Origin of the sequence: Kitasatospora sp. NPDC090308 (genome assembly GCF_044769485.1) — a bacterium.
GTDB lineage: Bacteria > Actinomycetota > Actinomycetes > Streptomycetales > Streptomycetaceae > Kitasatospora > Kitasatospora fiedleri.
This window is the reverse complement of sequence record NZ_JBIVXY010000002.1, coordinates 356,400-377,984: the sequence shown is the minus strand read 5'-3', so window position 1 is coordinate 377,984 and position 21,585 is coordinate 356,400. Positions and strand designations below refer to the sequence as shown.

At 73.3% G+C, this 21,585-nt stretch carries 21 protein-coding genes and 2 pseudogenes; 12 read left to right on the top strand and 11 right to left on the bottom strand.

Features of this window, described 5'->3' with window-relative positions; all coding sequences use genetic code 11:
- Nucleotides 1-96 precede the first annotated feature (96 nt).
- Entirely contained in the window at nt 97-1,029 is a 933-nt protein-coding gene (locus tag ACIQVD_RS05705; protein ID WP_402286695.1) for an NADP-dependent oxidoreductase, read from the bottom strand.
- A gap of 184 nt (nt 1,030-1,213) precedes the next feature.
- On the opposite strand from ACIQVD_RS05705, the gene ACIQVD_RS05700 reads away from it, so the two are divergent.
- On the top strand, nt 1,214-2,215 hold the full coding sequence (locus ACIQVD_RS05700; protein WP_400682166.1) for a GlxA family transcriptional regulator: 1,002 nt from the start codon (nt 1,214-1,216) through the stop codon (nt 2,213-2,215).
- A 126-nt stretch (nt 2,216-2,341) separates the two neighbouring features.
- On the opposite strand, the gene ACIQVD_RS05695 is transcribed toward ACIQVD_RS05700, so the two are convergent.
- A complete protein-coding gene (locus ACIQVD_RS05695) occupies nt 2,342-3,250 on the bottom strand; it encodes a hypothetical protein (RefSeq protein ID WP_402286260.1) in 909 nt (302 codons plus the stop codon).
- An 11-nt stretch (nt 3,251-3,261) separates the two neighbouring features.
- Entirely contained in the window at nt 3,262-3,906 is a 645-nt protein-coding gene (locus ACIQVD_RS05690; protein ID WP_111557037.1) for a papain-like cysteine protease family protein, read from the bottom strand.
- A gap of 243 nt (nt 3,907-4,149) precedes the next feature.
- Here ACIQVD_RS05690 and ACIQVD_RS05685 point away from each other — a divergent pair, with 243 nt between their 5' ends.
- Complete coding sequence (locus tag ACIQVD_RS05685) at nt 4,150-5,082, top strand: hypothetical protein (protein ID WP_100836564.1); 933 nt, start codon at nt 4,150-4,152, stop codon at nt 5,080-5,082.
- Nucleotides 5,083-5,136: 54 nt separating this feature from the next.
- Here ACIQVD_RS05685 and ACIQVD_RS05680 read toward each other — a convergent pair whose 3' ends face one another.
- The gene (locus tag ACIQVD_RS05680; RefSeq protein ID WP_402286257.1) at nt 5,137-5,988 is read right to left on the bottom strand and encodes a GNAT family N-acetyltransferase; all 852 of its coding nucleotides are present in this window, start codon (nt 5,986-5,988) and stop codon (nt 5,137-5,139) included.
- A gap of 46 nt (nt 5,989-6,034) precedes the next feature.
- Nucleotides 6,035-6,400: an ArsR/SmtB family transcription factor gene (locus ACIQVD_RS05675; RefSeq protein WP_402286255.1), complete on the bottom strand. Its 366-nt coding sequence runs from the start codon at nt 6,398-6,400 to the stop codon at nt 6,035-6,037.
- Between the two features lie 137 nt (nt 6,401-6,537).
- Here ACIQVD_RS05675 and ACIQVD_RS05670 point away from each other — a divergent pair, with 137 nt between their 5' ends.
- Nucleotides 6,538-6,846 (top strand): putative quinol monooxygenase, encoded by a 309-nt coding sequence (locus ACIQVD_RS05670; protein ID WP_111557041.1) that lies wholly within the window; start codon nt 6,538-6,540, stop codon nt 6,844-6,846.
- Between the two features lie 16 nt (nt 6,847-6,862).
- Here the strand turns inward: ACIQVD_RS05670 and ACIQVD_RS05665 are convergent, their stop codons facing one another.
- Nucleotides 6,863-8,896, bottom strand: coding sequence for a thioredoxin domain-containing protein (locus ACIQVD_RS05665; RefSeq protein ID WP_402286253.1), 2,034 nt, complete (start codon nt 8,894-8,896; stop codon nt 6,863-6,865).
- A gap of 217 nt (nt 8,897-9,113) precedes the next feature.
- On the opposite strand from ACIQVD_RS05665, the pseudogene ACIQVD_RS05660 reads away from it, so the two are divergent.
- The 6 genes and pseudogenes from ACIQVD_RS05660 to ACIQVD_RS05635 all read left to right on the top strand — a co-directional run.
- Nucleotides 9,114-9,305 (top strand): annotated as a pseudogene (locus ACIQVD_RS05660) (hypothetical protein); the annotation flags it as partial.
- Nucleotides 9,283-9,689, top strand: a pseudogene (locus ACIQVD_RS05655) (DNA-binding protein). The pseudogenes ACIQVD_RS05660 and ACIQVD_RS05655, both read left to right, overlap by 23 nt.
- 588 nt (nt 9,690-10,277) lie before the next feature.
- Complete coding sequence (locus ACIQVD_RS05650; RefSeq protein WP_402286250.1) at nt 10,278-11,021, top strand: NrtR DNA-binding winged helix domain-containing protein; 744 nt, start codon at nt 10,278-10,280, stop codon at nt 11,019-11,021.
- Nucleotides 11,022-12,185: a purine phosphorylase gene (locus ACIQVD_RS05645; RefSeq protein ID WP_402286248.1), complete on the top strand. Its 1,164-nt coding sequence runs from the start codon at nt 11,022-11,024 to the stop codon at nt 12,183-12,185.
- Nucleotides 12,182-14,161 carry a hypothetical protein gene (locus tag ACIQVD_RS05640; protein ID WP_402286246.1) on the top strand — a complete coding sequence of 660 codons (1,980 nt, stop codon included), beginning with the start codon at nt 12,182-12,184 and terminating at the stop codon, nt 14,159-14,161. The genes ACIQVD_RS05645 and ACIQVD_RS05640 overlap by 4 nt, the downstream gene beginning before the upstream one ends.
- A 26-nt stretch (nt 14,162-14,187) precedes the next feature.
- Nucleotides 14,188-14,721, top strand: coding sequence for a hypothetical protein (locus ACIQVD_RS05635; RefSeq protein WP_402286244.1), 534 nt, complete (start codon nt 14,188-14,190; stop codon nt 14,719-14,721).
- A gap of 95 nt (nt 14,722-14,816) precedes the next feature.
- On the opposite strand, the gene ACIQVD_RS05630 is transcribed toward ACIQVD_RS05635, so the two are convergent.
- Entirely contained in the window at nt 14,817-15,008 is a 192-nt protein-coding gene (locus ACIQVD_RS05630) for a hypothetical protein (RefSeq protein WP_100836571.1), read from the bottom strand.
- Between the two features lie 69 nt (nt 15,009-15,077).
- Nucleotides 15,078-15,947 (bottom strand): mycothiol conjugate amidase Mca, encoded by an 870-nt coding sequence (mca, locus tag ACIQVD_RS05625; RefSeq protein ID WP_400682178.1) that lies wholly within the window; start codon nt 15,945-15,947, stop codon nt 15,078-15,080.
- Nucleotides 15,948-16,103: 156 nt separating this feature from the next.
- Between mca and ACIQVD_RS05620 the strand changes: the two genes are divergently transcribed.
- Nucleotides 16,104-16,541 (top strand): DUF4307 domain-containing protein, encoded by a 438-nt coding sequence (locus ACIQVD_RS05620; protein WP_400682180.1) that lies wholly within the window; start codon nt 16,104-16,106, stop codon nt 16,539-16,541.
- A gap of 377 nt (nt 16,542-16,918) precedes the next feature.
- Nucleotides 16,919-17,416 carry a transcription elongation factor GreA gene (gene greA, locus ACIQVD_RS05615; RefSeq protein WP_400682182.1) on the top strand — a complete coding sequence of 166 codons (498 nt, stop codon included), beginning with the start codon at nt 16,919-16,921 and terminating at the stop codon, nt 17,414-17,416.
- Nucleotides 17,417-17,557: 141 nt separating this feature from the next.
- Here greA and ACIQVD_RS05610 read toward each other — a convergent pair whose 3' ends face one another.
- The 3 genes from ACIQVD_RS05610 to ilvA all read right to left on the bottom strand — a co-directional run bounded on the left by ACIQVD_RS05610 (nt 17,558) and on the right by ilvA (nt 20,922).
- On the bottom strand, nt 17,558-18,418 hold the full coding sequence (locus ACIQVD_RS05610; RefSeq protein ID WP_400682184.1) for an ABC transporter permease: 861 nt from the start codon (nt 18,416-18,418) through the stop codon (nt 17,558-17,560).
- A gap of 1 nt (nt 18,419) precedes the next feature.
- Entirely contained in the window at nt 18,420-19,439 is a 1,020-nt protein-coding gene (locus ACIQVD_RS05605; protein WP_111557050.1) for an ATP-binding cassette domain-containing protein, read from the bottom strand.
- 271 nt (nt 19,440-19,710) lie between these two features.
- A complete protein-coding gene (gene ilvA, locus ACIQVD_RS05600; RefSeq protein WP_400682186.1) occupies nt 19,711-20,922 on the bottom strand; it encodes a threonine ammonia-lyase in 1,212 nt (403 codons plus the stop codon).
- A gap of 90 nt (nt 20,923-21,012) precedes the next feature.
- Between ilvA and ACIQVD_RS05595 the strand changes: the two genes are divergently transcribed.
- A complete protein-coding gene (locus ACIQVD_RS05595; protein ID WP_402286239.1) occupies nt 21,013-21,561 on the top strand; it encodes a MarR family winged helix-turn-helix transcriptional regulator in 549 nt (182 codons plus the stop codon).
- Nucleotides 21,562-21,585 lie beyond the last annotated feature (24 nt).

Below are 21,585 nucleotides of genomic sequence, written 5' to 3'. Positions count from 1 at the left end.
TGCGGTCCGGTCGGCGGGGGCGGAGATCGGCGGGGCCGCAGGTCGGTGGGGGCGGAGATCGGCGGGCCGGCGGGCGAGCGGGAGTCCGCCGGCGGCTCAGTCGGCCAGCAGCACCAGCTTCCCGGTGACCCGCCCGCCGTCGCCCACCTCGTGCGCCTTCGCCGCCTCCGCCAGCGGGAACGTCCCGGCGATCTCGGCCCGCAGCAGGCCGCGCTCGGCGAGGTCCGCGACGCCCGCCATGCCCGCATGGTCGGCCTCCACCAGCAGCATCGCGGTCCGCACCCCGAGCCGCTCCGCCGCCGCGGCCAGGCCCTCGGCCGGGAACGGCAGGATCGACACCAGCAGCCCGCCCCGGCGCAGCGTGCGCAGCGAGCGCACCTGGTAGTCGCCGCCGATGGTGTCCAGCACGACGTCGATGTCGCGCACCGCCTCAGCGAAGTCGGTCTCCTGGTAGTCGACCGGCTCGTCCACCCCGATCCGGCGCAGGAAGTCGTGCTTGCCCGCGCTGGCCGTCCCGATCACGTACGCGCCGCGGGCCTTGGCGATCTGCACCGCCAGGTGCCCGACCCCGCCGGCCGCGGCGTGCACCAGCACCCGGTCCCCGGCCCGGACCCGCGCGGTGTCGACCAGCGCCTGCCAGGCCGTCAGCGCGGCCAGCGGCAGCGCCCCCGCCTGCACCGCGTCCACCGAGGCGGGCCGGCGGACGAACGCCCGGGCCGGGCCGGTCACGTACTCGGCGTGCGAGCCGGCGCCGTGCGGGTACGGCAGCATGCCGAACACCTCGTCGCCCGGCGCGAACAGCGTGACGCCGAGGCCGACCGCCTCCACCGTGCCCGCCACGTCCCAGCCGAGGACGAACGGCGGTTCGCCGAGGAAGAGGCCGCTCGCCCGGTGCTTCCAGTCGGTCGGGTTCAGCCCCGCCGCCCGCACCCGGACCAGCACTTCGCTCGTCCCCGGCCGCGGACGCGGCAGCTCCACCACGCGCAGCACCTCGGGGCCGCCGAGGACGTCCTGGCTGACCGCGCGCATCGTGCCGCCGCCGTCCTGCTGTGTTTCGTGCGCCTCGTGCGCCTCATGCGCCTGGTGGGTCGAGTCGGTCCGGTGGGTCTGGTTCGTCGTCATGCCCTTCAGCCTGGCGGGCGCGCGGCCCGGCCGGGAGTGGCAAGATGGTCACTGTCCGATGGGATCACGCCAGCCCGCCAGGAGGCACACCTTGGCCACCGCCCCGCCGTCCGGAGCCCTGTCCGGAGCCCCGGCCGCGTCCGCGCCCGCCCCGCACCGGGTCGCCGTGCTCGCCCTCGACGGCGTGTACCCCTTCGAACTCGGCATCCCGCAGCGGGTGTTCGGCAGCACCGACGGCCTCTACCGGCTGTCCACCTGCACCGTCGACGGCCGCCCGGTCCGCACGAACGCGGACTTCGCGGTCGCGCCCGACCACGGCCCCGAGATCCTCGCCACCGCCGACACCGTCGTCGTCCCGCCGTACGGGCCCGTCCCCGAGAGCGCCGCGCTCGACCCCGCCACCGCCGCCGCGCTCGCCCTGGTCCGGCCCGGCACCCGGCTGATCTCCATCTGCACCGGCGCCTTCGTGCTCGCCGCCGCCGGGCTGCTCGACGGCCGCCCCGCCACCACCCACTGGGCCCTGGCCGACCGGTTCCGCGCGCTCTTCCCGCGGGTGCGGCTCGATCCGGACGTGCTGTTCGTCGACGACGGCGACGTCCTCACCTCGGCGGGCGCCGCGTCCGGCGTCGACCTCTTCCTGCACGTCCTGCGCAACGACCACGGCACCGCCGCCGCCAACCGGGCCGCCCGGATCTGCGTCGTCCCGCCCTGGCGCGACGGCGGCCAGGCCCAGTACGTCGAGCACCCCGTCCCCACCGTCGGCAGCACCGGCACCGCCCCCACCCGCGCGTGGGCCCTTGCCCGGCTGCACCGCCCCCTCACCCTGGCCGAACTCGCCGCCCACGCCAGCATGAGCACCCGCACCTTCGCCCGCCGCTTCCAGGAGGAGACCGGCCAGAGCCCCGGCCGCTGGCTCACCCAGCAGCGCATCGCCCTGGCCCGCCACCTCCTCGAAGCCAGCGACCTGACCATCGAACAGATCGCCACCCGGGTCGGCTTCGCCAACCCCGTCTCGCTGCGCCAGCACCTGCACAGCGCGATCGGCGTCTCCCCCCTCGCCTACCGGCGCACCTTCGCCGGAGCCACTCCCTGACAAGCCGGTGCCCGCCGTCCCCGCCGGCCCCCTCGGTGCGGGGACGGCGGGAACGGCGGGCGGGCTCTGCCAGTGCGTGCGTCCAGTGCCTTCGTCCAGTGCCTTCGTTCAGTGCGTTCCGTGCGTTCAGTACGTGATGCGGGCCGTCCTGCGCCGCCGCAGGCCCAGCCCGGCACCGGTCAGGACGGTCAGCCCGAGCGCGGCGCCGGCGGTGAGCAGCGGTGCCGTCCGGTCCGGCGCGGCGCTCGCCGTCCTGGTGCCGCTCCCCGCGTTCCCGGCGCTCCCGGCGTTCCCGGCGCTCCCGGTGGCCTCGGTGACCTCGGTGGCGAAGCCGCCCGCCTTGCCGGCGGCGTCGTACCCGGAGCCGGGCAGCTTGTCGCCGTAGCGCTGCTGGACGAGGCGCTGGTAGGCGGCGACGGTGCTGCCGTGCGCGCCGACCGAGCGGCTCGCCTCGTCGTCGAGCGGCAGGACGCGGCCGTCCTTGAGCTCGTACCAGGCGTCGAGCTGGGGTTCGCGGAAGGCGGTGCCGCCGTCCGCCGCGGCCTCGGCCGCGTAGTCGCCCTCGTCGCTGCCGGAGGCGATGTTGACGACCCGCCAGCCGCCGTCCTGCCGGGCGGCCCAGACCGAGGCGCGCTGTCCGTCCGCGGCGACGGCCGTCGTCGCGGTGAACTCGACCTCGGCGACCGGGGCCCCGGCGCGGCCGGAGACGAACCCGGCGGAGAGGGTGTAGACGGGCACGGTGTCGCCGGTGAGCCGTGGTGCGGCGGCGGTCGCGGCCCGGGCCTCGTCGGCGGCGCTGATCCCGAGCCGCTGGGTGGGCGGCACGCCCTTGCGGGCGAAGAAGTGCCCGAGCTGGTCGAGCACGGCCGGTGCCCCGGTCGCGCCGCGGGCGGCGGCGAGGTCGCCGGTGCCGAGCGCGGCGGGGGCTCCGGCGGGGGTGTCGGCGGCGTGCGCCGGGGCGGCGGCGAGGCCGAGGGCGAGGGCCGCGGTGATCGCGGCGGCGGCGCGGGCGGTACGGACGCGGTGGCTGTTCATGGCGGGGCTCCTCACGCGCCGATCCGGTACAGGGAGTGGGTCCAGGAGAAGGAGCCGTTGCTCACGTAGTAGGTGTAGTCGCCCCAGTTGTAGCGGTAGTTGGACGGCCAGGGGTCGCCCCAGTACAGCCAGTTGTTGCTGAGGTCGTAGCCGTAGAGGACGTTCATGTGGCCGCCGCCGGAGCTCCACTGGATCCGGGTCTCGACGGGCCGGCCGGCGTCGATCTCGCCCTGCACGGTGGCGTAGCGCAGGTAGCCGTTGACGTACGAGCCGGTGCTGATGCCGATCCGGTACAGCGCGTTCTGCACCTCGGCCAGGCTGGCCTGGTTGTTGGGGCAGGTGGAGTTGACGGAGCGTCCGAAGGCGAGGTTGCAGAACTGGTTCTGGCTGTAGGTGTAGCCGTAGTACGTGGCGATGGTGTTGCCGCCGGCCGCCCAGCACCAGTTGCTCTGCTGCTGGGACTGCATGGTGAGGTTGAGGATGCGCGAGGTGCCGGCCAGTGCCGGGGCCTGGGGCGCGGCGGGGGCGGCGGCCGTGGTGGGGGCGGCGGCCGCCTGGGCGGGGGCGGCGGTGGCGGCCGCGCCCAGCACCGGGGCGAGGACGCCCAGGGCGAGTGCGGCGGCCGTCCGGCGCAGCCGGATCGGGAGGTGTGGCATGGGGGTTCGGCCTCCTGGCAGGGGCGAGGAGTGGATGTGGGGGGGCGGCGTCCGGACGGCGCTGGACGAGCATCCGGCCGGGCCGGTGCGCGGGTCAACGGCCCTCTCCCGTACGGCGGTCGGGGTGTGAACGGGCCCGGTGGCGGTGTGAACGCGGCGGCCCTGGGCAGCGCGGATATCTGCCGGGCCGGTGACAAGGCGGGCCGGAGGTGTGAATATTCACGGTCAATCGAGGAGGTGGCCATGCAGCAGCCGTCCGCACCGTCCGACCTGGCCCTCGCCCTGCGCACCGGACCGTTCCACCTCGCGCTGCGGGCCGCGATCGCCGCCCGCGGCCTGGCCCTGCACCGGCTGCGCGAGCGGCTCGCGCAGCGCGGCGTGCGGGTCGGGGTGACCAGCCTCAGCTACTGGCAGCAGGGGCTGCGGCGCCCCGAGCGGGCCGAGTCGCTGCGGGCCGTCGCGGCGCTGGAGGAGGTGCTGGAGCTCCCCGAGCACTCGCTGACCCGGCTGCTCGGCCCGCGCCGCAGCACCCCCGACCCGACCGGCCCGGCGGTCCGCCCCTACCGGGACCTGATCAGCCCCGCCGAGGCCGTCGACGGCCTGCTCGCCGTGCTGTCCGGACCGCCCGACACCGGCCTACACACCATCACCCACATCGAGCGGATCCGGGTCGGCCCGGACCGCCGGCTGCTGCGCCGCGACTCCCAGCACGTGCTGCGCGCGCACCGCGACGGCATCGACCGCTACCTGGCGATCTACCAGGGCGACCCGGGCTGCGACATCGAACGCGTCCGGGTCCGGGCCGAGGAGAACTGCCGCCCCGGCCGGATCCGCCGCGACCCCGCCGCGCACATGCTGGTCGCCGAACTCCTCCTCGACCGCCGCCTGCGCACCGGCGACACCCACCTGCTCGGCTACGGCTTCGACGAGGCCCCGTCCACCGGGCCCAGCCGCGAGTACGTCCGCGGTTTCAACGCGGGCGCCGGCCAGTACGTCCTCCAGGTCACCTTCGACCCGGCCGCCCTGCCCGTCCGCTGCGACCGCTTCACCCGGCCCACCCCCGGCCGGTCCCCGCTGGAGACCGAGGAGTTGACCCTCGACGGCCACCACTGTGCGCACCTGGTGGCCGCCGACCTGCCGCCCTGCCTGCTCGGCCTGCGCTGGGACTGGGAGTGACGGCCGCGCCGGGGCCCGGGGGCGGCGGCCCGCTCCCCGGCGCTGGAAACGGCCTCAGCGGAAGACGACGTGCACCGCGTCCCCGACCGGGACGTAGCCGATGCGCCGGTAGATCGCGTTGCTGGTGGGGTTGGCGAGGTCGGTGTAGAGCAGCACCTCCGCGGCGCCGCCGGCCCGCGCGTGGGCGGAGGCCGCCGCCGTCAGGGCGCTCGCGTAGCCGTGGCCGCGCCGCTCCGGCGGGGTGTAGACCGGGCCGATCCGGGACATCCCGGCGACGGCCGGGCTGGCTCCGGCGAGGGAGGTGACGCGGGCGTCGGCGTCCTCCCAGAGCAGCAGGGCGCCGACCGCGATCCGCTGGTCGGCGTCGGCCTGCACGTCACCGGGGACGTTCACCCCGGCCTCGGCGGCGAACGCGGCGAGCCACCGGGCGACCAGCTCCCGCTCCGCCGGGGCGGCGAGCCGGGCCCGACCGGCCGGCGGAGCGGGCGGGGGCGTCAACTCGCCCAGCCGGTACAGCCGTTCGTTGGAGCCGACGGCCCAGCCGCGGCCGGTGAGCCGCTCCAGCTCGCGGGCGAAGGCGAACACCGTCTCACGCCCGCCGCCCGCGTCGTCCGGCCGCTCGTCGCCGACCGCGAGCAGTCGGGCGAGTTCCTCGGCGGCGGCGGTGCCCATCCGCCCGAGGCGCTGCCCGTACGGCGGGGTGCGCAGGGTGGCGCCGGTGACGGTGCCGTCCGGCTCCCGCCACCAGCCGTAGCGCGGCGCGGCTTCGCCGTAGACGTGCGGGCCGTCCCGGTCGACGCGGTCGAGGATGGTGAGCAGCACGGTGTTCTCGGCGGGATCGGCCGCGAGGAACGCCCCGGCCGCGGCGCGGAATTCGTCCAGTGACGTGGTGAGTGTCCAGCCCATGCCGCATCCTCTCCCGGCGCCGCCGCCCGCGGCCATCGCTTATCCGCTATCCGCCGTTCCCGTCCCGCTTCCCGTCCCGCTTCCCGTCCCGCCCGGCGGTCTCCCCCTCCGCGGTGAGCAGCGCGAGCAGCCCGGGGAAGCGCTGTTCGAGGTCGGCGCGGCGCAGGGTCGCGGCGCGGCTGTTGCCCCGGTCGACCTGGCGGATCAGGCCGGCCTCGCGCAGGGCGCGGAAGTGGTGGGTGACGGTGGCCTTGCTGACCGGGAGGGCGAAGGAACTGCAGGTGCGGGCGGTGTCGGCGGGGGCGAGGGCGAGTTCGCGGACGACGCGCCGCCGCAGCGGGTCGGCCAGCGCGGACAGCACCGCGCCGAGTTCGATCTCGTCCGTCTCCGGGTGTCCTTCGCGGTCGGGCACCGTCCACCACCTTCCAGGTAAGGCTTGCATCGTACCTCTCCCGCCCGCTAGCGTCCCCCAGGTACGAAAAATATCTTACCTCCCACCTCCCGCCTCCCACCTTCCGTCTTCTACCTTCCACCTTTCGGAGGAGCCCCGTGGCGCAGCCCTTCACCCTGGTCGGCACCGCCCGCCCGAAGCCCGAACGCGTCGACGAGCTGCGGGAGTTGCTGCTCTCCTTCGTCGAGCCGACCCGCGCCGAGGAGGGCTGCCTGGAGTACCACTTCCACGAGAAGCGGGACGAGCCCGGCGTGTTCGTCTTCTACGAGGCCTGGCGCACCGAGGCCGACCTGGCGGCCCACCTGGCGCTCCCGCACCTGCGCGCGTTCCAGGAGCGCCGGATGGACTACCTGGCCGAGGACCTGACCGTCCACTTCCTCACCATGCACAGCCCGTACGGGAGTTGACACCCCCGCCCCGGCCTCAGCCGCGCAGCCGCTCCTCCAGCTCGGCGACTTCCGCGGTCGGGCGCTCGCAGGCGAAGTGCCGGCACACGTACGCGGCGGCCCGGCCGTCCAGCAGCGGGCGGTCGGCGAGCAGCGGCACCTCGGTGTCGCCGGGTTCGCCGACCGCGACGGCCGCGCCGGGCGCGGTGGAGCGCAGCGCGGCCAGGTGCAGCGCGGCCCGGCCGGGGTCGCCGGCGGGGCCGACCACGGCGACCTCGCGCGGGCCGTCGAGCAGCGCCTCCGCGACGGCGAGGCCCCAGCCGGTGAACCGGGGGGCGCGGGTGCCGAGCGTGGAGACGATGCCCAACGCCCGTTCGGCGGCGGTGCGGTGGCGGGCCGAACCGGTGTACGCGGCGTACGTGAGCAGGGCGCCGGCCGCGGCGGTCCAGCCGGACGGGGTGGCGTTGTCGGTGGGGTCCTGCGGGCGGCGGATCAGCTGCTCGGCGTCGTCGGCGGTGTCGTACAGCGCGCCGGACGCCTCGTCGGTGAAGTGCAGCAGCACCAGGTCGAGGAGTTCCCCGGCGAGTTGCAGCCAGGACGTCTCGCCGGTGACCGCGTACAGCGCGAGGAAGCCCTCGGCGGTGTCCGCGTAGTCCTCCAGCACGCCCGCGTTGGCCCCGGCCCGGCCGTCCCGCGAGGTGCGCAGCAGCCGCCCCTCGGACGTGAGGTGGACGGCGATCAGCAGGTCGGCGGCCCGCTCGGCGGCCTCGACCAGGTCCGGGCGCTCCAGCAGCGCGCCGGCCTCGGCGAGCGCGGCGATCGCCAGGCCGTTCCAGGCCGCCACCACCTTGTCGTCCCGCGCGGGGGCGGGGCGCCGCGCCCGGGCCTCGAACAGCTTCGCCCGGATCTCCCCGTACTTCTCCCCGTCCTCCGGGTCCCTGAGCAGCTGGAGCACCGAACTGCCGTGCTCGAACGTCCCGGTGACGTCGAACAGCTCCACCGCGAGGGCGGCGTCCGCCTCGCCCAGCACCTGCTCCAGCTGCTCCGGCGTCCACGCGTAGTACGCGCCCTCGGCGGTCTTCCCGCTCACCGCGTCCAGCGAGTCGGCGTCCAGCGCGGAGGCGAACCCGCCCTCGGGGGTGCGCAGTTCACGCAGCAGGAAGTCGGCGGTCTCCAGCACGACCCGGCGGGCCCGCGGCTCGCCGGTGGCCCGCCACAGGTGCAGGTAGACCCGCAGCAGCAGCGCGTTGTCGTACAGCATCTTCTCGAAGTGCGGCACCGTCCAGGTCGCGTCCACCGCGTACCGGGCGAACCCGCCGCCCAACTGGTCGTAGATCCCGCCGCGCGCCATCGCCTCGCAGCTGCGCTCCACCATCTGCAGCGCCGCCTCGGACCCGGTCCGCGCGTGGTGCCGCAGCAGGAACTCCAGCACCATCGACGGCGGGAACTTCGGCGCCCCGCCGAACCCGCCCCGCCGCTCGTCGAACGACCGCGCCAACTCCACCACCGCCTGGTGCAGTTCCCCCTCCCCGGGCACCCGCGCCACCCCGCTGCCCACCGCGTACACCGAGGCCCGCTCCGCCAGGTCCCGGCTGATCCGCCCGGCCACCTCCCCGACCTCGTCCCGCCGCCCCGTCCACGCCTTGTCCACCCCCTCCAGCACCTGCCGGAACGAGGGCATCCCGTGCCGCGGCTCCGGCGGGAAGTACGTCCCGAAGTAGAACGGCTCCTTCCCCGGCGTCAGGAACACCGTCATCGGCCACCCGCCCTGCCCCGTCGCCGCCTGCACCGCCTCCATGTACACCGCGTCGACGTCCGGCCGCTCCTCCCGGTCGACCTTCACCGCCACGAACCGCTCGTTCAGGTACGCCGCCGTCGCCTCGTCCTCGAACGACTCGTGCGCCATCACGTGACACCAGTGGCACGCCGCGTACCCCACGCTCAGCAACACCGGCACCCCCCGCCGCTCCGCCTCCGCGAACGCCTCGGGCCCCCACGGCCACCACTCGACCGGATTCTCGGCGTGCTGCAACAGGTACGGGGAGGTCGCGTCCGCGAGGCGATTCGGCATGCCCCATGGTCCCGCACACCCGGGCACCCCTGCCAACCGACACGGGGCCATGGGACCCGGGAACGGAACCCACCGCCATCGTCCGGCCGCTCTCCTCACTTCCACTGCGTTGTCCAGCGGGAACGGAGAAGTCCGGTTGAGGCACCCAGCCGATCCGGAGGAAACAGGCGTGGTCCACGGATCCCGTTGTAATAGTTCCAGTCCTACACCTGCTGCCATGAAGCCGACCCGCGCCGGAAGCACCGAGAACATCTCCGTCTCCATGCCTGCCGACCTGGTCAGCGAACTTCGCTCCCGGACCGGGCCTCGCGGGCTGTCCAACTACATCACCGAGGCCGTCAGGCACCAGCTCGCCATGGACGGCCTGGCCGAGATCGTGGCAGCCCATGAAGAGGAGCACGGCCCGCTCCCTGGCGCTCGACTCCGAGGCGTTCTCACTGCTCCTGCAGAACGACCGCAGGATGGCAGCGCGCATCGAGGCGTCATGCCAGGCCGGAGTCCCCGTCCTCCTGTCCGCTCTGACCGTTGTCGAAGCCGTACAGGGGAAGACCGGTCCGGCGCGGCTGAAGTGGACGTCTCGCGGCTACAGGTGGAGCCGGTCAGTCAGGAGGATCCTCTGACCGCGGCCCCGCTCCCGCGGGAGGCAGGCGGCCTCCGCGGTCACACGTACGCGATCGACGCCCTCGTCGCCGCGCTCGCGCTCCGCGCGCCTGCTCCCGTGGTCGTCCTGACCTCCGACCGCGACGACTGGTCGAAGCCCTGCGGGAACCGCGTCACCATCCGGGACGTGTAACCGTCTGCAACCACCTTGATTCAAGGCTCACTTGTGGCCGGTCCAGGCCGCAGAACAGTCGGCATGATCACAGCTCCGGCACCCCCTCGACAACCGCGGCGGCCCGACGGGACGGTCCAAGCCGCTCGGCTCAGCCGCCCGACACGGGACTCGTTCGACCTGCAACCCGCCGTCTCTGCTGCGCCTCGAGACGTCGACTACGAAGGCAGCGGGACCTCGGAGTTCGTTGTCAACGTCTTCGAAGCCGAAATCCCACTCGGAGAACCGGACGAGCAGACCGTCGGCACCGGGGTGCGTGCCCGCCACGAGGCAGGGCGGGCGCACATCCGACGGGCTCGGCTACGACGACCAGGCCGGCGAGCGAGCAAGGCGCTCCTCCGCCCAGGCGTCGATCCCCCGCTTCAAGGCCGTCACTCTTGACGCTTACGCCACTACCTCGCGGCACAAGGCCGGTTCGGAAGCTCTTGCCTCTCCACCGCCGGTCGGCCCGCGCGGCTCCTCCGCGCACCGCTGGTGCGGAGTCGAACGGCACAACCTCCCCGCCCCCCTTCTTGTGCAAGTGACAGTAACTGAAGTACCTTGCAGGACATGCAAGATGACGTGTGGTCACCAACTCCTGTACTGCTAACGGTCGATCTCGTGATCCTGACGCTGCGGGAGAACCGCCTGCACGTCCTCCTGGTGGAGCGGGGTGAAGACCCCTTCCGGGGCATGTCCGCCCTGCCCGGAGGATTCCTGAACCACGATCGCGAGGAGATCCTGGATGCCGCTCACCGCGAACTGAGCGAGGAAACGGCCTTGACCGCCGGCTGGGTGCATCTTGAACAGCTGGCCGTGTACGGGGAATCGGGCCGCGATCCGCGGGGCCGGGTCGTCTCCGTGGCCCACCTGGCGATCGCCCCGGGCCTGCCCGATCCGGTCGCGGGGACGGATGCCAGCGATGCCGCGTGGGTGCCTGCGGAAGCCGTGCTCTCCGGCGAGGTGGAACTCGCCTTCGACCACCGCCGAATCGCCACGGACGGGATCGAGCACGCGCGCACCAAGCTCGAGTTCTCGGCGCTGGCCACGGCGTTCTGCGGCGAGGAATTCACCATCGCGGAGCTGCAACAGGTGTACGAGGCCGTCTGGGGCACCGGACTCGACACCCGCAATTTCTACCGGAAGGTCCAAGCCGCGAAGGGATTCATCGTCCCCGTCGGCACGGACCGCAGGACCACGGGCGGGCGGCCCGCACGGCTGTACCGGGCAGGTCCGAAAACCGTGCTGTTCCCGCCGCTGATCCGACCCGCGCCGTCCGCGGCGGAAGAGGACACGAGAGAGGAAGAGGAGTAGATGTCGAAAGGCCCGGTGGTGATTCTCACCGCCCTCAATCTCGAGTACCAGGCCGTGCGCCAGAAGCTGGCGAATCCGCAGGTGCACCGCCACGAACGTGGGACGCGGTTCGAGGTGGGAACCGTGCAGGGTACGTCGTGCCGTGTCGCGCTCGGTCTGACGAACAAGGGGAACCATTCCGCCGCGGTGATCGCCGAACGCGCGATCCAGGAGTTCTCGCCGGTGGCCGTGCTGTTCGTCGGAGTCGCCGGCGCCCTGTGGGACACCATCAGGCTGGGCGACGTGGTGATGGCGTCCCACGTGTACGCCTACCACGGCGGGACCAGCGAGGACGACGGGCTCAAAGCCCGCCCCCGGGTGTGGGAAGCACCGCACGGCATCAGCCAGCTCGCCTCGCACCTGGCCCGTTTGAACGACTGGGCGGACCCCGCGCCCGGCCACGAGGACGCGCCGCAGGTCCGCTTCGGGGTGATCGCCGCCGGCGAGGTCGTTCAGAACTCGCGGATCTCGGCCGAGGCGAAGTGGATCCGGCAGCACTACAACGACGCACTCGCCATCGAGATGGAGGCGGCCGGCGTGGCACAGGCCGGTCATCTCAACGGGGCGCCGGTGGCCGTCATCCGAGGGATCAGCGACCGGGCGGACGGCACGAAGAACAGCGCGGACGACCGCAACTGGCAGCCGCGGGCCGCGGCGAACGCGGCGGCGTTCGCCACCCGGCTGGCGGTGGAACTGGCGAGGGAACAGGAGGAGACCACCGTGCCCCGGGACGACAGGATCCGTTCGGCCGACCGGCTCGACCGACACGTCGACAACACCGCCCACCACAGCACCGTCGGCATCATGGCCGGCACGGTCACGGGCAGCAGCGTCCACCTGAACACGGCCCCGCAGGCATCCGGCCCGACCGACCTGATCGCGGAACTGAACTTTTTCCGCGATCAGTTGGGTCGGCACCGCGCCGAGGGCATCCTCGACGAGGACACCTACCGGGAGGCCCTGACCGACCTGGACTCCGCCCTCCGGTCGGCCGGGGGGAACACCCCCGAAACGTCGAAGCGGACGGCCATGACGCTCAGGAGGCTGCGCGGACTGGTCGCGGAGTGCCCCGCGCTGGTGACCGCCCTGACTTCCCTGATCGCCGCGGCCGGTGGCCCGGCATGAGCAACGACAACGGTGCCGCGTACAGTTCGTCCGCCCACGGCTCCACCATCGGGATCCAGGCCCAGATCGTGCACGACTCCACCGTCTACATCACCCACCCGGATGCCTCGCCGCAGGAGAAGTACCGCGTGGGCGTACGGCTCCTGCAGGACGGCGTTCCCAGCCGCGCCCGCAAGATGATCACCGATGCAATCGCCCGCGGGTACGACGGTGCGGAGGTGCGTTTTCACTGGGTGCTCGCCATGCTCAGCGCACGCACCCACCACGACCTCGGCACCGAAGAGGTCCAGGCACTGCGCTACGCCTCCGGGCTCGTGCGGACCTACGCCGAGGACGGGTGGAAGGAGGCCCTGCGCGTCACCTTCGACCTGTTGGCGGTGCTCAGCACGGCCGGCGGCGAGACCGGCCCCGTGCTGAAGCAACTGCAGGACCTGCCGTCCTACCAGCACGACGCGATCCTCCGCCACCTCGACCTCATGCTCACCGGGGGGCTGAAGGACGACCTGTGGGCGGAGACCCTCGAACGGGCCGAGGCAGAGCGTTTCGGCAACGATCGGGCCCAGCGGGTCTGGGCCTACTTCGCGCCCGTCCCCATCGGGGCGCGGGCCCTCCCGCCCCGCCCGAGCACCGCTGCTGCCGCCCGGGCGGCCCTCCCGGCCCGGGCGGCCCTGTTCGTCGTCAGCAGCGCGCTCCTCTGGGCCCTGGCCCTGGTCGCGGATCCGACCCGGGCGGCCGTCGAGTTGCTGGTGGCGCTCGCCGCGGGCCTGGTCGCGGCCCGCCTCGGCGTCCGGTGGTGGGGGCGGGAGATCAGGCCGGGCCGCCCGGCCGGGGCCGGGATCCCGCACCCGCGCGGTCCGGCTCCTGCCGAGGGCGGGTTCACCGACAGCGTCCGCCACTCGTTCGACTACTACTTCAGCGTTCGCGCGCCCTACGGGTTCACCTCGGAGTCCTGGCTCACCCACACCGCCGAGGTCCGCGGCAGCCTCGCCGCCGAGATCGCGGACCTCTACCGGGAGAGCCGGATCGGTGTGGACCGGGTCAACTGGCTGATCCGGCACCTCGCCGAGGACACCCGGAACCGCCACAACAACGGCACCCTGTTCGACCGGCACCAGGAGCGGACCCCGGGCCGGACGAAGGCCCTGACCGTGGCGGCCCTCGTCGTCGCCGCCGCTGCGGCCCTGGCCGCGTGCGGCACGGCGCTGTCGGGCGCCGTCCAACCCCGGCCGCTGTGGGCGTTCCTGGCCGTGCTCGGTGCGGCCTGGTCCGGGCACGCGGCCGCTTCCCGGTGGCTGGAGGTCCGGCGCGAGGAGTACCGGCTGGCCCGGGAGACCCTGGAGTACCAGGAGCAGCTGACCGCACGGCAGGCCGCCTACCAGCGCTGGAAGTCACGCCTGGACGATCTGCGCCCCAGCGAGCGGGAGATGGAGACCTGGCTCACCTGCGACAAGACCTCGTTCGTCGACGAGGCGCTCCGGCACCACCGGCTCACCTGGCGCGACCTGATCACCCACACCATCCTGGTGGCCCCGGGTCCCTCCTACAAGCGCGGTCGGGTCAGGGGCGGCCCCTGGCGGTACTCGCACTACGTCTTCCGCCTGTTCCTGTTCACCCGGGACGGCATCCGCGAGGTCAGCTCCGAGTTCAACTTCTCGGACGCGACGCGCCGGAACGAGCAGCGGAGCAATTACCGGTTCGACGCGCTCTCCTCCGTGCAGGTGACGGAGAACGTCGACATCGGCTACGACCTGGAGCTCGTCCTCACCAACGGACCGGCCAGGAAGATCCGCATCAAGGACGCCGACGCCCACCAACTGGCACCGGACGAGAACTCCCAGGAGATCTCCGAGATCACCCTCAGCGCGACCGGCTCCACCCACACCTTCCGCCTTCTGGAGGGGATAGCGGCCGACGGGAGGAGCTGGATCGAACGGCACGGCTCCGAGAACCTGACGTCCTTTCAGGTCGTCGGCTGACCCCGAACTCGAGCATAGGAGCGCCTGTGACCTCCACGGACGACGTCTCCGAGAGCAGGATCCTGCTGACCGAGTACGACCACCTCAAGGAGGAGCAGAAGACCCGGATAGGGTTCCGCGACAACCTGCTCTACTTCACCCTCGCCGCGGCCACCGCGGTCGTGGCGGTCACCGTCCAGAGCGGACAGTTCCCGCTGCTGCTCTCCGTCCCCGCGATCTGCCTGATCCTGGGCTGGACCTACCTGGTCAACGACGAGAAGATCTCCGCGATCGGCCACTACGTCCACGACCGGCTGGGACCGCGGCTCGGGGAACTCACCTCCGCCCACGGAACGGTGTTCGACTGGGAGGCATACCACCGCAACCTCGCGGGCCGCACCACGCGCAAGCGGCTCCAGACCGCGGTGGACCTGTTCACGTACCTGGTCCTGCCCATGGTCTGCACGACCGCGTTCTGGTGCTCCCCCACCGTTCAGCCGCTGCTCGTCCTCGCCTCCCTCGTGCAGACGCTGGCCCTGGCCGTACTGGGCTGGCAGTTCCTGCGCCGCACGGAGCGGTAGCACCGGTTCTGCCGGATCGCGGAGTCGGGAGCGAGCGGGCCGCGGCGCCGTTCGACCTGGGTTGGGTCCCGGTCCAAGGGGCGGGGCCCCGGAGGTCAGTCGTCCTTGGGGTCGGGCTGCTCGGTGAAGTCGATCTTCTTGAACTGGGCGTTCATCGACTTCAGGAGGAACCAGGTGGCGATGCCGAGGACCGCGAAGACGACGAAGCCGAGGAGGCCGGGGGTGACCTTGGTTTCGTCGAGGGCCAGGGCGGTGGCGAGCTGGACGGGGTTCACGGGGGTGCTCATTCCTCCATGGTGACCCGGCCTTAGGGCGGCCGGGTCACCGGGGGGTGGTACGGGCGTGGCGGGGTGCGGTTACTTGCGCAGGCCCGCGAAGAGGTCGGTCTCGGGGAGGTCGGTGTCGACCAGGGACTTGGCGAGTTCGTAGTCCTCGGTGGGCCAGACCTCGCGCTGGATGTCGAGCGGGACGCGGAACCAGGGACCGTCGGGGTCGATCTGGGTGGCGTGGGCGATCAGGGCCTTGTCGCGGATCTCGAAGAAGTCGCCGCACGCGACCTGGGTGGTGATCTCCCGCTCGGCCCGGCCGGACTTCTCCCAGCCCTCGATCCACTCGCCGTAGGGGGACTCGTGGCCGTTGGCGCTGAGGTAGGCGTGCAGGGCGCGGATCCGGCCCATCGGGAAACCGTGGTTGTAGTAGAGCTTGGACGGCTGCCAGGGCTCGCCGGCCTCGGGGTAGGCCGCAGGATCGCCGGCGGCGTCGAAGGCCACCATGGTGATCTTGTGGGTCATGATGTGGTCGGGGTGCGGGTAGCCGCCGTTCTCGTCGTACGTGGTGATCACGTGCGGGCGGAACTCGCGGATCAGCTTGACCAGGGCCCCGGCCGCCACGTCGACGTCCTCCAGGGCGAAGCAGCCCTCCGGCAGCGGGGGCAGCGGGTCGCCCTCGGGGAGGCCGGAGTCGACGTAGCCGAGCCACGCCTGCTGGACGCCGAGGATCTCCCGGGCGGCGTCCATCTCCTTGCGGCGGACCTCGTGGATGTTCTCCTCGACCCACGGGTCGCCCTGGAGCTTGGGGTTGAGGATCGATCCCCGCTCCCCTCCGGTGCACGTGGCGACCAGGACCTCCACCCCCTGCGACACGTACATCGCCATGGTGGCGGCGCCCTTGCTGGACTCGTCGTCCGGGTGCGCGTGCACCGCCATCAAACGCAACTGCTCGCTCAACGCCTGGTCCCCTTCAGGTACAGGTATGTCCGCTTCGTCGGGTCGGCTCCCCCGCCGCCTCCGGCGCGGACGTGCCCCTCCTATAGTGACGGACTGGAGGGCCCGTCCATTCCCACCGAAGGACGAACCGCCTCCGCGAAAGGACCGAGCCCCGCCATGGACCACAGCCCTACGCCCACGACGCCGGCGGCGTCCCCGGCCGCACCGCCGGCCGGCCGCTACAGCCGGTCCGACGACCGGGCCGCCGACCGCAGGCTGCGGATCGCCGCGGTGGTGTGCGGGGTGCTGTTCCTCGGGCTGATCGCCTGGCTGGGCGGCTCGTACCTGCTGCGGGAGACCCGGCTGAACGGTACGGTGCCCACCTTCCAGCCGGTGTCGGACACCGAGCTGCAACTGCAGCTCTCGGTGCGCAAGAGCGACGGCACCGCGGGCGTCTGCACGGTCCGCTCGCAGGGCGCGGACGGCGCGGTGGTCGGCCAGTCGGACTTCCCGGTCCCGGCCGCGGGCACCGCCTACGACGAGGTGGTCACGCTGCGCACCACGGCCCGCGGCACCACCGCGGAGCTGCTCGGCTGCACCCCCGACAAGAAGTAACGCCCCGCCCCGCCCGCTCGCTCACCCTTTCGGAGGCACCGCCGCGCGCGGATGCCACCGCGTTCTCCGACCGCCCGCCGCCGGGGCTCCCCCGACCCGCACCCGCCCAGCGCCCGGCCCGTACCGGGCCCGTACCCGCCCAGCGCCCGGCCCGTACCCGCCCGGCACCCGCCCACCGCCCGATCGGCCGCCGGCCCCGGGGGGCCGGCCGCTCGGAGACCTCCCGTCCAGGCCGGGAACTTGTTAGGCTCGTGGTTTCGCCCCTTCCGCGCCGATCGGCACGGAAGCGGGCGTTGCTTTGCATCTGCCCAGAAAATCGACCACACCGCCGCCGGTCCACCCCCGGGGCGGCGCCAGCACCGACGAGGAGCACTCCTGTGACCCAGACCAACGATGACGTGACCTGGCTCACTCAGGACCACTACAACAAGCTCAAGGCCGAGCTTGACCACCTGACCGGGCCCTGGCGCATCGAGATCGCCCAGAAGATCGAGGCCGCGCGCGAGGAGGGCGACCTCAAGGAGAACGCGGGCTACCACGCGGCCAAGGACGAGCAGGGCAAGACCGAGGCGCGGATCCGCCAGCTGACCCAGCTGCTGGAGCGGGCCAAGGTCGGCGAGGCGCCGGCCGACTCGGGCGTGGTGGCCCCGGGCATGCTGGTGAAGGTCGCCTTCGACGGCGACCTCGACGACACCATGGAGTTCCTGCTGGCCTCCCGCGAGGTCACCGACGGCGACATCGACGTCTACTCGCCGCAGTCGCCGCTGGGCCGGGGCATCATCGGCAAGTCGGTGGGCGAGGACGCCCAGTACGAGCTGCCGAACGGCAAGAAGGCCAGCGTGAAGATCATCGACGCCAAGCCCTTCTCCGGCTGACCGGACGCCCCGCGTCGAACGGCCGCTCCCCCGGGTGGGGGGAGCGGCCGTTCCGCGTCCGGGGCCGGCGCGTCCGGGGCCGGTGCGCCCGGGGCCGGTGCGCCCGGCACCGCGGTCCTCAGCCGCCCGGTGCGGCGTTCCTCAGCCGGCCGCGCGGCGGTACTTGCGCACCGCCAGCCAGGAGAACACCGCCGTGATCAGCAGCGACCAGACCACCGAGACCAGCGCGGCGTGCTGCATCGGCCAGGAGTCCGGCACCGGGCCGAGCTGGTTGCCGAACAGGCTGCGGCAGGCCTGCACGGTGGCGGAGAACGGGTTCCAGTAGGCGACCGGCTGGAGCCAGCTCGGCATCGAGCTGACCGGCACGAACGCGTTGGAGACGAAGGTCAGCGGGAACAGCCAGATCAGACCGGCCGAGGTGGCCGCCTCGGGGCTGCGCACCGACAGGCCGATCAGCGCGCCGATCCAGGAGAAGGCGTAGCCGAGCAGCAGCAGCAGGCCGAACGCGGCGAGCATGTCCAGCACGCCGTGGTGGATCCGCCAGCCGACCAGCAGCGCGACCAGCGCCAGCACGACCAGGATGAACGCGGTCTGCACCAGGTCGGCCAGGGTGCGGCCGGTGAGCACGGCGGCCCGGGCCATCGGCAGCGAGCGGAAGCGGTCGACCAGGCCCTTGGTCATGTCCTCCGCGATGCCGGCCGAGGCGCCGGCCACCGCGAAGGTGACGGTCTGGGCGAAGATGCCCGCCATCAGGTACTCGATGTACACGTCGTGGCCGGGCGGGGCGCCGGGGATCGCGATCGCGCCGCCCATGACGTACGAGAACAGCAGCACGAACATGACGGGCTGCATCAGCCCGAAGACGACGATCTCGGGGATCCTGGTCATCCGGCGCAGGTTCCGCTTGGCGACCACCCAGGAGTCGTGGGCGGTGGCGGCGACGCCGCGGCGCGGGGCGACGGGGGCGCCGCCGATGGCGCCGTCGGTGCTGGCGAGTGTCATCTCAGGCGTCCTCTCGCTGGCCGCGGCGGCCCTTCCCGGCGGACGCGGCGGGCGTGCCGCCCTCGTCCTCGCCCGTCCCGTCCTCGGTGGCGTGGCCGGTGAGGGAGAGGAAGACGTCGTCCAGGGTGGGGCGGCGCAGGCCGATGTCGTCGATCTCGATGGAGTGGGCGTCCAGTTCGCGGATGGCGTCGGCCAGCACCCGGGCGCCGCCGCTGACCGGGACGGTGATCCGGCGGGTGTTGCGCTCCACCGTCGGCTCGCCCTTGGCGTACGGGGTGAGCGCGGCGACCGCCTCGGGGACGAGGTCGGCGGCGCGGACGACCACCTCGATGCGTTCGCCGCCGATCTGGGCCTTGAGCTCGTCGGCGGTGCCGCGGGCGATCACCTTGCCGTGGTCGACCACCGCGATGTCGTGGGCGAGGCGGTCGGCCTCCTCCAGGTACTGGGTGGTGAGCAGCAGGGTGGTGCCCTGCTCGACCAGGGTCTCGATGACCTCCCACAGGGCGAGCCGGTTGCGCGGGTCGAGGCCGGTGGTGGGCTCGTCCAGGAACATCACCGGGGGCCGGACCACCAGGGCGGCGGCCAGGTCGAGGCGGCGGCGCATGCCGCCGGAGTAGGTCTTGGCGGTGCGGTCGGCGGCCGAGGAGAGGTTGAACCACTCCAGCAGTTCGAGGGCCCGCCGCTTCGCGTCGCGGGCGCTCATCTGGTAGAGCTCGCCGACCATCTGGAGGTTCTCCCGGCCGGTGAGGTACTCGTCGACGGCGGCGTACTGGCCGGACAGGCCGATCAGGCTGCGCACCTTGTTGGGGTGCTTGAGCACGTCGACCCCGGCGACGGTGGCCCGGCCTGAGTCGGGTTGGAGCAGGGTGGTCAGGACGCGCACGGTGGTGGTCTTGCCCGCGCCGTTCGGTCCGAGCAGCCCGAGCACGGTGCCCTCGGGCACGTCCAGGCTCACGCCGTCCAGGGCGCGGACGTCACCGAAGGTCTTGACCAGGTTCTCGGCTTCGATGGCTGCCGCCATGGGCCTGCCTCATCTCCTGATGCGAGTCGGTTCTGTGGGGAAATCATCCGGTTCGGTACCCGGGCCCGCCGGCGGCGAAGCTCGCGATACATCGCAAGATGCTGTCACTCGCGATATATCGCGTCAAGCGCCGCAGGTGAGGCGGGTCACAGCCTCCCAGCCACCACTGACAACCCGGCCCACCTGCTGCCTCTGGGCCCCGGCGGCCCCACCAGAGGGCCCCGGCGGGCCTGGGCGGGCCCGGGTGGGCCGCAGCGGGCCTCAGCGGGCCTCAGCGGCTGACCACGTACCCGTCCGCGCGCAGCTCGCCGATCACCGCCGCGCAGTGCTCGGGCCCCTTGGTCTCCAGGTGCAGGTCCACCTCGACCTCGGTCAGGCCCAGCTGCGGGTCGATCCGGACGTGCGCGACGTCCAGCACGTTGGCGTCCATCCGGGTCAGCACGCCCAGCAGGTCGGCCAGCGCGCCCGGCTTGTCGGTCAGCCGGACCCGCAGCGACAGGTAGCGGCCCGCCGCGGCCAGGCCGTGCCGGAGCACCCGCTGCATCAGCTGCGGGTCGATGTTGCCGCCGGAGAGCACCGCCACCACCGGGCCCTCGAACCGCCCGGGCTCGGCCATCAGCGCGGCGATCGGCGCCGCCCCGGCGGGTTCGACCACCAGCTTGAGCCGTTCCAGGCCGACCAGCAGGGCCCGGGAGAGCGCGTCCTCGGAGACCGTCAGCACCCCGTCCGCGAGGGCCTCCACCACCTCGAACGGGATGTCCCCGGGGCGGCCGACCATGATGCCGTCCGCCATGGTGGCGAACCGTTCCAGCGCGACCGGGCGCCCGGCCGCCAGCGACAGCGGGTACGCCGCCGCGGCGGCGGCCTGCACGCCGATCACCCGGACGTCCGGGCGCAGCGCCTTGATCGCGATCGCCACGCCCGCCAGCAGACCGCCGCCGCCGGTGCCGACCAGCACGGTGCGCACCTCGGGGCACTGCTCCAGGACCTCCAGGCCGACGGTGGCCTGGCCGGTGATCACGTCCCAGTGGTCGAAGGGGTGGATGAAGACCGCGCCGGTGTCCTCGGCGTACTCCCGGGCGGCCCGCAGCGCCTGGTCGACGTTGGCGCCGTGCAGCCGGACCTCGGCGCCGTACTCGCGGGTGGCGGCGACCTTCGGCAGCGGCGCGGCGACCGGCATGAAGACGGTGGAGCGCACCCCGAGCAGCGAGGCGGCCAGCGCGACGCCCTGCGCGTGGTTGCCCGCGCTGGCCGCGACCACCCCGGCGGCCCGCTCGACCGGGGACAGCCCGGCGATCCGCACGTACGCGCCGCGCAGCTTGAACGAGCCGGTGCGCTGCAGGTTCTCGCACTTGAGGTGGACGGGGGTGCCGGCCGTCCCGGAGAGGTGGCGGCTGGTCTGCATCGGGGTGACCCGGGCCACCCCCGCCAGCATCTTCTGCGCGCCCCGGACGTCGTCCACCGTGATCGGCCACCTGTGCATGGGGGCCAGCGTAGGGCGCGCGCTGTTCCGCCGGTCGCCCGGCGCGCGTACGCTGCTGGGACGAGTCGCCCGCACCCCCCGTGAGCCGCGATGACCCTGCCCCCGTCCGACGGACCCTCCGATCCCGACGGCCCCGGCCGCGCCGAAGGCAACGACGGCCCCGGCCGCGCCGGACGTCCCGGCCGCGCCGAACACGCCGAACACGCCGACCGCCCCGAACGTCCGGACCGCCCCGACGCGGACCGCCAACTCCCCTACCAGGTCGCGGTGTTCGCCCGGCGGATCTGCGCCGCCGGGGAGCTGGACCGGGCCGCGTTCCTGCTGCTGGAGCAGCTCGCCGCCACCGGACCGGCCAAGGTGAAGACGCTGGCGGCGGCGCTCGGGGTGGACTCCTCGACGGTGACCCGGCAGGCCGCGCCGCTGCTGCGGGAGCGCCTGGTGGCGCGGCTTCCGTACCCGGCGGACCGGCGCGCGGTGCAGCTGGCGCTGACGCCGCTGGGGGCCGGTCGGCTGGCCCAGGTGCGGGAGCGGCGGCGGGAGTTGATCGCCGAGCTGACGGCGGGCTGGACGACCCGCGAGCGGGCGGTGTTCTGCGCGCTGCTGGCCCGGTTCAACGACGGCCTGCTGGACCGCCGTTGAACCGGGGAGCCGGAGAGCCGGACC

Excerpts from the sequence above, each read along its gene's own strand:
- ACIQVD_RS05705 (WP_402286695.1), bottom strand. The coding sequence starts at position 1,029 with ATGCGCGCGGTCAGCCAGGACGTCCTCGGCGGCCCCGAGGTGCTGCGC.
- ACIQVD_RS05695 (WP_402286260.1), bottom strand. The coding sequence starts at position 3,250 with ATGAACAGCCACCGCGTCCGTACCGCCCGCGCCGCCGCCGCGATCACC.
- ACIQVD_RS05690 (WP_111557037.1), bottom strand. The coding sequence starts at position 3,906 with ATGCCACACCTCCCGATCCGGCTGCGCCGGACGGCCGCCGCACTCGCC.
- ACIQVD_RS05685 (WP_100836564.1), top strand. The coding sequence starts at position 4,150 with ATGCAGCAGCCGTCCGCACCGTCCGACCTGGCCCTCGCCCTGCGCACC.
- ACIQVD_RS05680 (WP_402286257.1), bottom strand. The coding sequence starts at position 5,988 with ATGGGCTGGACACTCACCACGTCACTGGACGAATTCCGCGCCGCGGCC.
- ACIQVD_RS05665 (WP_402286253.1), bottom strand. The coding sequence starts at position 8,896 with ATGCCGAATCGCCTCGCGGACGCGACCTCCCCGTACCTGTTGCAGCAC.
- ACIQVD_RS05650 (WP_402286250.1), top strand. The coding sequence starts at position 10,278 with ATGCAAGATGACGTGTGGTCACCAACTCCTGTACTGCTAACGGTCGAT.
- ACIQVD_RS05645 (WP_402286248.1), top strand. The coding sequence starts at position 11,022 with ATGTCGAAAGGCCCGGTGGTGATTCTCACCGCCCTCAATCTCGAGTAC.
- ACIQVD_RS05640 (WP_402286246.1), top strand. The coding sequence starts at position 12,182 with ATGAGCAACGACAACGGTGCCGCGTACAGTTCGTCCGCCCACGGCTCC.
- ACIQVD_RS05630 (WP_100836571.1), bottom strand. The coding sequence starts at position 15,008 with ATGAGCACCCCCGTGAACCCCGTCCAGCTCGCCACCGCCCTGGCCCTC.
- ACIQVD_RS05620 (WP_400682180.1), top strand. The coding sequence starts at position 16,104 with ATGGACCACAGCCCTACGCCCACGACGCCGGCGGCGTCCCCGGCCGCA.
- ACIQVD_RS05610 (WP_400682184.1), bottom strand. The coding sequence starts at position 18,418 with ATGACACTCGCCAGCACCGACGGCGCCATCGGCGGCGCCCCCGTCGCC.
- ACIQVD_RS05605 (WP_111557050.1), bottom strand. The coding sequence starts at position 19,439 with ATGGCGGCAGCCATCGAAGCCGAGAACCTGGTCAAGACCTTCGGTGAC.
- ilvA (WP_400682186.1), bottom strand. The coding sequence starts at position 20,922 with ATGCACAGGTGGCCGATCACGGTGGACGACGTCCGGGGCGCGCAGAAG.
- ACIQVD_RS05595 (WP_402286239.1), top strand. The coding sequence starts at position 21,013 with ATGACCCTGCCCCCGTCCGACGGACCCTCCGATCCCGACGGCCCCGGC.